The sequence below is a fragment of the Sphingomonas sp. FW306-1B-B10E genome, from assembly GCF_058782005.1.
On record NZ_JBYSXG010000052.1, the window covers coordinates 22729 to 33145 of the forward strand.

General features: G+C 66.7%; 9 protein-coding genes. All 9 read right to left on the minus strand.

Features of this window, described 5'->3' with window-relative positions; all coding sequences use genetic code 11:
* Position 1 precedes the first annotated feature (1 nt).
* The 9 genes from fabI to AC3WJI_RS17395 all read right to left on the minus strand — a co-directional run bounded on the left by fabI (position 2) and on the right by AC3WJI_RS17395 (position 9805).
* Positions 2-805: an enoyl-ACP reductase FabI gene (gene fabI, locus AC3WJI_RS17355; protein WP_492758543.1), complete on the minus strand. Its 804-nt coding sequence runs from the start codon at positions 803-805 to the stop codon at positions 2-4.
* On the minus strand, positions 802-1752 hold the full coding sequence (locus AC3WJI_RS17360; protein ID WP_492758544.1) for a YihY/virulence factor BrkB family protein: 951 nt from the start codon (positions 1750-1752) through the stop codon (positions 802-804). The genes fabI and AC3WJI_RS17360 overlap by 4 nt, the downstream gene beginning before the upstream one ends.
* A 6-nt stretch (positions 1753-1758) precedes the next feature.
* Positions 1759-2694: a DnaJ C-terminal domain-containing protein gene (locus tag AC3WJI_RS17365; protein ID WP_492758545.1), complete on the minus strand. Its 936-nt coding sequence runs from the start codon at positions 2692-2694 to the stop codon at positions 1759-1761.
* A gap of 96 nt (positions 2695-2790) precedes the next feature.
* Positions 2791-3681: a transglutaminase family protein gene (locus AC3WJI_RS17370; protein WP_492758546.1), complete on the minus strand. Its 891-nt coding sequence runs from the start codon at positions 3679-3681 to the stop codon at positions 2791-2793.
* 4 nt (positions 3682-3685) lie between these two features.
* Positions 3686-6169, minus strand: a complete 2484-nt coding sequence (locus tag AC3WJI_RS17375; protein WP_492758547.1) for a circularly permuted type 2 ATP-grasp protein — start codon at positions 6167-6169, stop codon at positions 3686-3688.
* A 108-nt stretch (positions 6170-6277) separates the two neighbouring features.
* Entirely contained in the window at positions 6278-7063 is a 786-nt protein-coding gene (locus AC3WJI_RS17380) for a gamma-glutamyl-gamma-aminobutyrate hydrolase family protein (protein ID WP_492758548.1), read from the minus strand.
* Positions 7060-8019, minus strand: coding sequence for a serine O-acetyltransferase EpsC (gene epsC / locus AC3WJI_RS17385; protein WP_492758549.1), 960 nt, complete (start codon positions 8017-8019; stop codon positions 7060-7062). The genes AC3WJI_RS17380 and epsC overlap by 4 nt, the downstream gene beginning before the upstream one ends.
* A 5-nt stretch (positions 8020-8024) precedes the next feature.
* On the minus strand, positions 8025-8660 hold the full coding sequence (locus AC3WJI_RS17390) for a peroxiredoxin (protein WP_492758550.1): 636 nt from the start codon (positions 8658-8660) through the stop codon (positions 8025-8027).
* Between the two features lie 233 nt (positions 8661-8893).
* On the minus strand, positions 8894-9805 hold the full coding sequence (locus tag AC3WJI_RS17395; RefSeq protein ID WP_492758551.1) for a manganese catalase family protein: 912 nt from the start codon (positions 9803-9805) through the stop codon (positions 8894-8896).
* Between the last annotated feature and the right edge of the window lie 612 nt (positions 9806-10417).

A 10417-nucleotide genomic window follows, 5' to 3' on the forward strand; every position in this document is an offset into this window, starting at 1 on the left:
GTTAGACCAGAGCGATATCCGGCGCGTCCTCTGCCTTCATTCCGATGACGTTGTAGCCCGCATCGACGTGATGCGTCTCCCCGGTGACGCCGCTCGACAGATCGGACAGCAGATACAGTCCCGCCCCGCCGACATCCTCGATCGTGACGTTGCGCTTGAGCGGCGAATTGAGCTCGTTCCATTTGAGGATCAGGCGGAAGTCGCCGATCCCCGACGCGGCCAGCGTCTTGATCGGCCCCGCCGAGATCGCGTTGACGCGGATATTGTCGCGGCCGAGATCGACTGCGAGATACTGGACGCTGGTCTCCAGCGCGGCCTTGGCGACGCCCATGACGTTGTAGTGCGGGATCACCTTCTCGGCGCCGTAATAGCTGAGCGTCAGCAGCGATCCGCCGTTCGGCATCATCGCGGCGGCGCGCTTGCAGACTGCGACGAACGAATAGACGCTGATGTTCATCGTCATCAGGAAATTGTCGAGGCTGGTGTCGACATAGCCGCCGCGCAGCTCGTTCTTGTCCGAGAAACCGATCGCGTGGACGACGAAATCGATCGTCGGCCAGCGCTCGGCCAAGGTCGCGAAGGTCTTGTCGAGATCGGCCATGTCGGAGACGTCGCAGTCGATCAGGAAGTCGCTGCCCAGCTGTTCGGCGAGCGGACGCACGCGCTTCTCGAGCGCGTCGCCCTGATAGCTGAACGCAAGCTCGGCACCCTGTTCCCGCAGCTTCTGGGCGATTCCCCATGCCAGCGAACGATCGTTCGCAAGTCCCATGATCAGCCCGCGCTTGCCCTGCATCAATCCCGTCACGACGCACTGTCCTCCTTCTGGCGCGCCTCCTCTAGCCCGTCCGAAGGGGTTTCGGCTAGGGCGGCGTTGAGTTCGGCGCCTGCGACCATGCCGAGTCCGATCAGATAGAAGAAGATCAGCGCGATCATCACCCCGGCGAGGCTGCCATAAGTGAGATCGTAGCTGCCGAGATTGCTCAGCATCCAGGGCAGCATCGCCGTGACGAACAGCCACCACAGGGTAGTGAATAGCGCGCCCGGCCATTTCGGACATTTCGAATGGCGGAATTTGCTGGGGGTGAGCGAATAGAACAGGATGTAGAGCGCGCCGAAGAGTGCGAGCGCCGGCGCGAACTTGGTGAAGGCGACGATCGTCTGCGCGTTCGAGGCCCAGGGCAGCAATTTGTAGAGAAACTGCTCGACGCCGGTCAGGATCACCTGGAAGCTGAACGCCGCCATGGCGAGGATCACCGAGGCGACGATCATTCCGATCGCCCCGAGCCGATAGCGCCAGAACGGTGTGCTCGAACGCACGCCGTACGCCTGGCGCAGGATGCCGCGCAGCGTCTCGATGAAGCCCGCCGTGGTCCACAGCCCGACGAGGCCGCCGAAGAGCAAGAGGTTGCCGGTGCGCGCCTGGAGCACGTCGGCGGCCGGCTTGCGGAGCACCTCGGCGACGTCGGGCGGCACGGTCTGGAGGAACGCCTCGAGCGTGCGGATGCCTTCGCTGCTCCGCCCGACCAATTGGGCGATCGCCGCCGCGACGATCACGAACGGGAAGAGCGTGACCAGCGAGAGATAGGCAAGGTTGCCGGCGTAGGTGAACCCTTCGTTGAAAGTGTCCACCGCCACGCGCTTGACCACGTAAAAGAAGCGCGGCCTGACGCCCACGCGACTGAGCAAGGCGACGATGCGAGCGCCCAGCCCCGGCTTCGCCTCAGCGGCGTCCGACGATTCCCCTGTCTTCACAGAGGCTCAGACGCCCATGCGGCCCCGCGGGTTCCCCTTGTCCTGCCAACCCTGCACGAACTCGACCAGCGCATCGTCGTCGACAGGTAGATCGACCATCAAGGTAACCAACAGATCGCCCCGCCCGCCGGCCTTGCGATGGAAGCCCCGGCCCTTGAGGCGCAGCACCTTGCCTGAGGTAGATCCCTTGGGGACCTTGAGCATCACGGCGCCGTCGGGCGTCGGCACGCGGACCTCGGCGCCGAGCACCGCTTCGGACAGGCTAACCGGCAGATCGAGCCGGATATCGTCGCCGACGCGCTCGTAGAAGCGATGCGGCTGGACATCGATCGTGACGATCGCGTCGCCGAACCCGCCGGGTCCTTCCTCGCCCTTGCCGGCGAGCCGCATCTGCGTGCCGGTCTCGACCCCGGCGGGCAGCTTGAGGTCGATCGACTTGCCGTCGCGCAGCGTGATCCGCTGCGGCGCGAGCGTCGCCGCGTCCTCGAACGCGACCGCAAGGCGATAGGCGACATTGGCGCCCTTTGCCGCGGCCTTGCGTCCGAACCCGCCGAAGCCGCCGCTGAAACCGCCGCCGCCGCGGCGCGCACCGCCGCCGAACAGCCCCTCAAAGATGTCGCCGATATCGCTCGATTCGCCACCGAAGTCGAAGCCGCCGCTGCCGCCCGGCCGGAAACCCGCTTGCTGTCCGCCGCCGCCGAAGCCGAACGGCGACATCGGATTGCCGTCGCCGTCGATCTCGCCGCGGTCGAAGCGCGCGCGCTTGTCCTTGTCGCTCAGCAGGTCATAGGCCGAGGTAACCTGGCTGAACTTCTCGGACGCCTTGGGATTGTCCTTGTTGCGGTCGGGGTGCAGCTCCTTGGCGAGCTTGCGATAGGCCTTCTTGATGTCGGCCTCGCTTGCGCCCCGCGCCACGCCCAGAGTTGCATACGGATCGGCCACTAAAATCCCCGTTCGAAATCACCAATGTGGAGCGCCCCTTACAGGAGCTTTTCGTGGGCGAACATCGGCGCGGTGGTCGCTTTGCGCAAGCCCGTCTCAGAGCGAGGCGGATTCGAGGGGCTCGACATCGACCGAGACATGCATCTCCTGCGCCCCCCAGCCGAGCACGATCCCGTCGATCGGCGCTACGTCGGCATAGTCGCGGCCGATCGCGACGACGATGTGATCCTCGGCCATCCAGATGCCGTTGGTCGGATCTACGCCGACCCAGCCGAGCCGCGGTCCCGCCCATATCAGCACCCAGGCATGGGTCGCATCGGCGCCGACGAGGCGGTGCTGCCCCGGCGGCGGCAGGGTCCGGATGTAACCCGAGACATAGGCCGCGGGCAGCCCGGCCGCGCGCAGCCCGGAGATCATGATCTGCGCGAAATCCTGGCAGACGCCGCCACGCTTGCGAAAGGCGTCTCCCGGCGGCGTATCCACCAGGGTGGCGGTGGGATCGAAGGCGAATTCGCGCTGGATCCGCAGCGCGAGCGCGAGCGCGGCTTCGAGCACGCCGCGGCCCGGATCGAGCTCGGCGGCGCACCAGGCGGCGATGTCGCGATCGAGCGGGATGCGCGGGGAGGGAAATAGATACGCCGCGGGCCCGGCGGGCGAGGCGTCGCGGCTCGCCCGCGCCCATTCGGCGATCTCGGCCAGGCTGGGATCGCTAGGGGAAAAAATGGGGATCGGCCGCTCGACGCGGACGCGGGCGCGGCTCTCGATGGTGAGCGTCCGCGCCGGCTGCTCGACCACCAGCCGCACGACATTGGCCAGCCCCGCCTCGGCGCGCGTCGCGAAAACCTTGCCTTGCGGCTCGATGACCAGCGCGTGCTCCTCTAGGCTCTGGCCCGACCAGATTATCGGCTTGAGCCGGAGGTTGTTGCGCGCGAACGCCGCGGGCTCGGCATAAGCGAAGCGCGTCACGTGCCGGATCTGGTACAGCACCGGATCAGGCCAGGACGAGGCCGGCGGCGCGCAGCGGCTCGGCGCCGTGCAGGAAATAGCGCCGCGCGATCGCCGCCGAGAGCTGGGTGAGCCGCGCTTCGAGATCGGCGAGCAACGCGTCGTCGAGGCGCGTAGCGTTTGTCGTCACGAGCAGCGCCGCGATCGCCCGCGCCTGTTCCTGCTGGGGCTCAGCAAGGCCGTCGTCGGAGAGCAAAGGCAGCTTGTTGAGGTGCGCCGAGATCGCGGCGACCTGAAAGGCCAGCGCGCGCGGATTGTTGGGATCGAGCGTGACCAGATCGAGCACGGGGATCCGCGCCATGCCGGTCAAATAACGCTGGCGATAGCTGATCTGGCTGTCCATCAGATCGAGCAACGTCGACAAATCGTCGCTCGTCGCATCGGGACCGCCGAAGGTGCGGATCGATCCGATCGCCGCCAAGGCACGCTCGATCCGCCGCCCGATATCGTGGAAGCGCCACGATTCGGTGCGCGTCATATGCTCGCTGGCGAGCCCATTGAGCGCCGAATAGCGGCGCTGGAGCGACCCGGCCTTGTCGAGCAAGCCGCCGCGCTGCGGGAAAGGCGCGTCGAGCAGGCGGATCATGTCCGCAGAGAGCCGCTCGCGCGATACCGCGCCGATCGATCGCGCCTGGCGATTGATCGCGCGAACGCTGTTCCACCCGTCCTCGCCTTCGAGCGCGGTACGCGCGAGCTGGGTGAGGTCGGCGCGCTTGATGCCGCGCGGTTCTGGTGCCGCCCCAGCGAAGACCACGCGCCGGATCAGCCGCGCAACGGTTTCGGCGGCGAGCGCGGCGCCGGTGTCGGCGCTGATCGAATGGCCGAGCAGCACGCGCAGCAGCCCGAGCAGTGCCTCGCCGCGCTCGAGGTAGCGGCCGAGCCAGTAGAGATTGTCGGCGACGCGGCTGGGCAAGGTCCCCGGATTGCGCCGCAACTGGGTGGTATCGTCGGAAGGCAGCAGCGACACCGGCGCGACCGGCTCGGCACCGTGGACGCAAACATCGGCCGACCACATCCCCTCGCCCATCAACGCGGCCCGCGGATCGGGATGCTCGCCGATCCGCGCGAAGCCGCCCGGGAGCACGGTCCAGTGCCCGTCGCCGTCGCGCGCCGCGAAGACGCGCAAGGTGAACGGGCGCGGCGCAAGCGCGTCCTCGGCCACCGCCGGCATCGTCGAGAGCCGCACCACTTCCTGACCGACATAATCCTCGGGCCTGCGCGCCATGTCTTCAAGCAATGCGGCGCGGGCATCGCCGTCGAGCGCCGTGCCGAGCACCGGCTTGCCGCCGGGCAATCCGAGCGGCGCCACACCGAAGGCAGGTGCGACGAGCAGTGAACCGAGATTTGCGGTGACGTGAACGCGCTCGGCATCCTGTCCGCACCACCAGGTTGCGATATTGGGGAGCGCGAGCGGCGCCCCCGTCACGACTTCGGCGAGCTTGGGCAGGAATGCGGCGAACGCGGGCGATTCGAGCAGCCCGACGCCGGGCGCGTTGGCAATGACGACATTGCCCGCCGCCATCGCGTCGATCGCGCCGGCAACGCCGATCGTCGAGTGCGAATCGAGCGCGAGGGGATCGAGCAGCCGCGGATCGAGCCGGTGCCACAGGGCGTCGACGCGCTTGAGCCCGGCGATGGTGCGGACATAGAGCTTGTCGTCGAGCACCGCGAGATCGGCGCCCTCGACGAGCAGGAAGCCGAGATAGCGCGCGAGATGCGCCTGTTCCGGATAGCTCGGATTGAGCCTTCCGGGGGTCAGCAACGCGATACGCGGCTCGGCGCGACGGCAGGCGGCGGCCAGCCCTTCGCGGAAGGCGGCGAAGAACGGCGCGTGGCGCTCGATGTTGAGCCGCCCGGGCAGCTCGCCGAGCGTGCGCGCCATCGCCAGCCGGTTCTCCAGCGCATAGCCGGCCCCCGCGGGCGCGCGGAGGTGATCGGCGAGCACGCGCCAGGCGCCATCGGGTCCACGGCAGAGATCGGCCGCGACGAACTGGAGGTGATGCCCTCCCGGCGGGTCGAGCCGGGCAAGCGGCCGCAGGAAGAACGGGCTGCCGGTGACCAAAGCGGCAGGGACATGCCCGTCGCTGACCAGGCGCCCTTCGCCATAGAGATCGTGGAGCACCGCTTCGAGCAGGTCGGCGCGCTGGACGATCCCAGCGGCGATGCCGTCCCATTCCGCCTTGTCGATCAGCAGCGGCACCGGCGAGAGCGGCCAGGGGCGTTCCTCGCCTTCGTCGATGATACGAAAGCCCGTGCCGATATCCTCGGCGTGGCGCTGCGCGCGTTCGCGCGCGCTGCCGAGTCCTTCGCCGTAGAGTGTGGCGAGCTCTTCGAACAAGGCGGTCCAGGCCGGGTCGCCGCCGGCCGCGCAGAGCACGTCGCTGTCGGGGACATGCGCGCAATAATCGGCAATCCATCGGTCTGCGATGGTGGCGGCGTCGAACAAAGATGTCGCGGCGCGGCTGGCCAAGTGCGCTTCCTCCGAGGGCGCGGTGATGGGGGAAAGCCTGTTGCAAGGCAACAAGGGAGATGTGCGGAGGGCGGGGGCACTTCGCCCTATCGCGGATGCGCCGGTCGGTTAGTGCCCGATGCGCATCGCCGGCGCGAAGGCATTCGCGTCGCTGCCGATATGGAGCGCCTCGCCGACGATCCGAAAAAAGGCGCGGCCTTCGGGACGCGACGCCGCGTCCCATTCGGGATGCCATTGCACCGCCAGCACCGGCGCCCCGCATGGTTCTGCCGAGAATGCCTCGACGAGCCCGTCCTCGGCCGCAACCGCCTCGACCTGCAGCCCGGCGCCGAGCCGGCCGATGCCCTGCTCGTGCACCGAGTTGACGGTAAGTCGGTCGCGCCCCGTCGAGGAGGCGAGCAGGCCGCCCGCCGACAACGTCACGTCATGCTCGTGCTCGAACAGCGCCTCGAACGGAACATCGGCACGTTGATGACCCGAGGCGCAGGTCAGCGTCCCGCCGAACAGCACGTTGAGTTCCTGCAGCCCGCGGCAGATCCCGAACACCGGCCGGCCCCGCTCGATCATCGCGGCGCTGAGCGCCAGTGCCACTTCGTCACGCTCGAGGTCCGCCCGGGCGCCGTCGCCGGGGCAGCCGTAACGTGCCGGCGCGACGTTCGAGCGCGAGCCAGTGAGAAGCAACCCGTCGAGCCGCCCGGCCAGCGCCGCCGCGTCGAGCGTATCGGCCAGCGCCGGCACGAGCAGCACCGTCGCCCCAGAGATCCGGCTGAGCGGTTCGATGAAACGGCTGGCCACCGCCTGGATCGGACGCTCGGCGACCTCATTGCAGCAGAGCACACCGATCAGCGGCTTGACCGGTGCCGGAGCCAGCCGACGGATGAACGGAAAGGTCATGCGCGTGCGACCCGGAGCTCAGCGGTCACTTCGCGTGCCGTCGCGGCATCGAGCGTCACCGCTTCGGGCTGGACCACGACGCTGCCCCCGGGCACGTCGCTGAGCAGCCAGACATTGCCGCCGATCGTGCTGCCCCGCCCGATCGTGACTCGGCCGAGGATCGTCGCGCCGGCATAGATGATCACGTCGTCCTCGACGATCGGGTGCCGGGCGAAGCGATCGCGCGGGCCGATGCTGGCCAGCCCCAGCGGGCTGCGCGCGCCGAGCGTGACGTGCTGGTAGAGCCGCACATTGGCACCGATTATGGCGGTCTCGCCGATCACCACCCCGGTCCCGTGATCGATGAAGAAACGCGGTCCGATCGTCGCGCCCGGGTGAATGTCGATGCCGGTGCGGGCATTGGCAAGCTCCGAAATCAGGCGGGCGACGATCGCCGCGCCGAGCGCGAAGAGCTGGTGCGCGATGCGATAATGCAGGATCGCAAGCGCGCCGGGATAGCTGATCAGGATCTCGTCGGCAGTGCGCGCGGCGGGATCGCCGACGAATGCGGCTTCGATGTCGCTGTCGATCAGCGCGCGGATCTCGGGAAGCGTGGCGGCGAACAGCCGGACGATCGTGTCGGGCTGCTCCTCCTCGAACCGCGCGTCGGACCAGCCCTGCCAGTAATCGATTTCGCGCGCGATCTGGTCGCGGAGGATCGCGAGGCCGAGGCCGAGCTGCTCGGCGACGAAATCGTCCTCGCGCGCCGCACCGCCGCGAAATCCTCCCAACCGCACCGGATAGAGCGCCGCAGCGAGGTGCTCGACTACCTGGCCGAGCTCGATCGGCGAGGGAAAGCGCGAGACGTCATGATCCCCGGCCTGGCCCTGCCGCCACGCTATGCGTGCCGCATTGAGCCCGGAGACCGCCTGGGCGATCTCCGCCTCGAGCGGCGATACGGCGAGAGGCGCCGGCATCGCGGTCAGCCCACGGGCTGCGCCACGGTGCGCAGATACGGCGTGTGCTCGGTCCAGCCGGCGGGAAACAAGACGCGTGCCTCCTCAGAGCCGATCGACGGGAGCACGATGACGTCGTCGCCCTGCTGCCAGTCGGCGGGCGTCGCGACCTTGTGGCCGTCGGTGAGTTGGAGACTATCGATCACGCGCAATATCTCGTCGAAATTGCGCCCGGTCGATGCGGGATAGGTCAGCGTCAGGCGGACACGCTTGGCGGGGTCGATCACGAAGACGCTGCGCACCGTTGCGGTGTCCGACGCATTGGGGTGGATAAGGTCGAGCAGGGTCGCGACGCGGCGGTCGACATCGGCGATCAGCGGGAAGTTGAGCGCGGCGCCCTGGGTGCGCTCGATATCGCCGGCCCAGCGCAGATGCTGGTCGACGGGATCGACCGAGAGGCCGATCACCTTGACGCCGCGCCGGTCGAATTCGGACTTGCGCTTGGCGACCGCGCCGAGCTCGGTGGTGCACACCGGAGTAAAATCCTTGGGGTGCGAGAACAGGACGACCCAGCTGCTCCCAGCCCAGTCGTAGAAATTGAGCGGACCTTCGGTCGATTCCTGCGTGAAGTCCGGAATGGTATCGAACAGCTTGAGCGACATCGTCGTCTCCTGTGCTTGGGCGTCTGGCCGGGTCCGCTTTCGCGGCTGGCCCGATGTCTAGTGAAGCTCGAGCGACGGTGAACAAGGTAATTCCTATTCGAATAATAGGAAATCTATTCCGCAGGAGAGCAGCTGGGCTGAACGCGCATTGGCCGCCGGACGACGGGACGGATTGTCCGATCGCTCGACGGCCAACGACGTGGCAAGCGGTACCGGCGCCTTAACGCGCCGGGTCAGTCCAGCAGGGCGGGTTCGACCTGCTTGGTCTTGCCGGCGCCGGGCCCGGCACCGAGATCGGCGCCCGTGGTGGGATCGGAGGTCGGATCGGACTGGTTGCGAAGCATCATCTGCTCGAGCGCGGCCTGATCGTCACCAGCCAGCTTGACCGTGGCGTGGCCGTCGCCGCCGTCGATCGGCATGGCCTGTTTGAGGTCGTCGATCCGCTCCCACTGCTCGCCCGAGTTCCACGGGCCTTCCATGTCGCCCTCGCCCTGCGATGCGTTGACATAGACGCTGGCATATTGCTCGACGCCCGGCAGCTTGCCCGGCGGAAAGTTGTTCTCGATCGAATAGAGCGCCTTCTCGAACGACTTCTGGTGGGCGATCTCGCGCGTCATCAGGAACCCCAGCGCATCCTTGATGCCGGGATCGTCGGTGATGTTGATCAGCCGCTCATAGACGATCTTGGCTCGGCTCTCGGCGGCGATGTTCGAACGCAGGTCCACGGTCGGCTCGGCGCGCGAATCTACATAAGCGGCGGTCCACGGAACCCCTGCCGAATCGATCAGCGCGGGACCGCCGCCGAACAGGATCGATTCCTTTGCGCTGGTGCCGGTTTGCCCGACCATCGCGAACAAATCGGCCTCGGCCTGCTGCGCCTCGGACAGTTGCGCCCGTACACCCTTGTTGAGCATCGTCACGATCGTCCCGATGATCTCGAGATGACTCAGTTCCTCGGTGGCGATGTCGAGCAGCATGTCGCGACGGCCGGGATCCTCTTCCCCGAGCCCTTGCGTGAAATAGCGCATCGCCGCGGCCAGTTCGCCATCGGCGCCGCCGAACTGCTCGAGCATCATGCAGGCTAACCTGGGATTGGGCTCCGAGACCCGAACCGTATATTGCAGACGCTTGTTGTGCATGAACATGTCGGCACCTCCTTATCGTCTGACTCAACAAGGAAGGCGAGCAGCAGTTGCCAACTATATTATTTTGAATATTGCCTTATGTTATTGACGATTTTCTTTGGGCGTCTGCGCTGTTATCGTTTCCGGCGGCACTTCAGCGATCGGCGGCGCTTTCTGAGGGTCACCACTATGCCGCTGCCGCCGCAGGCGCTGGATCTCAAATCTACGTTACGTACCAGATGTGCCGATTATATCTTGTTCTCACGCGGTAGACGGCAACTCACAAAAAATGAGCGGAGCGGTAGGGAGCCCAGGACTGTCGTGATCTATCTTAGATAACACGATATTTTTGAAGCCGACTTCTACCGTCCCCACATTTTTCCAAACTCTCGCAGCGAGATCCCATGGTGCAGTACGCACCGGGTGAGACAATGGACCCGAGTCGCGTCTGCTTTGCGCTCTAAATGCCGCTGGTTCGCCGCAGCAGACTTCACCACAAAGGTTTGCATCGCTAGTTACTCCAAGCATCTGCTCCCGCCCGCCGGGATAAAGGAGCTGACGTGCTTCCCTGGAACTCCGCCAGTTTGAGCTAGAGTCCGTCATTGAGGGGGCGATGATGAAGCGCAGCAGGTT